Source organism: Microcystis sp. T1-4 (assembly GCF_000297435.1).
Taxonomy (GTDB): domain Bacteria; phylum Cyanobacteriota; class Cyanobacteriia; order Cyanobacteriales; family Microcystaceae; genus Microcystis.
In genome coordinates, this window is sequence record NZ_CAIP01000365.1 from 1 (window position 1) to 619 (window position 619).

Here is a 619-nt window from a genome sequence, read left to right on the forward strand (position 1 = left end):
AGCTTACATCAGATATTGCCTGAGATAATTTCGGGTTTTTGACCATATTCTTGACGGCTAAATTCTCAACCACAATCGTTTGGTTTTCACGGACTAATTGAGTGGTTAGCTTGTGTAGATGGTCTTTTCTACTATCGGTGATTTGGGCGTGAATTCTGGCTACTTTGATTTTTGCCTTTTCTCGATTCTTTGAGTCTTTCTGTTTTCTAGAAAGGCTTTTTTGTGCCTTTCGCAGTCTCCGATAATGTTTCTTAAAATGCTTAGGATTAGATACTTTGTCACCATCGCTGGTAATCACAAGGCTACTAATTCCTAAGTCAATTCCGATGGCTTTATCTGTTACTGGTAATGGCTTAATCGTTGGGTCATCAAATCTAATTGAGATATGCCAACGTCCTGATGGATGTAATCTGACTGTTACTGTACTTGGTTCACCGCTTTCTGGTATTTGTCTTGACCATCGAATAGGTAAAGGTTCTGTGCATTTGGCTAAATAGATTTGTTTGTCTTTAAATTTAAAGGCTGATTTGGTAAATTCGGCACTTCCTCCCTGATGTTTTTTCTTAAAGTTAGGATACTTAGTACGACCAGCAAAGAAATTAGTGAAAGCTGTTTGTAA

At 37.8% G+C, this 619-nt stretch carries 1 protein-coding gene; it reads right to left on the reverse strand.

Annotation, left to right across the window (positions count from 1 at the left end; genetic code table 11):
* Positions 1–619: RNA-guided endonuclease InsQ/TnpB family protein (locus tag MICAI_RS17305; protein WP_039900460.1), on the reverse strand; the 619-nt coding region annotated here is incomplete at both ends.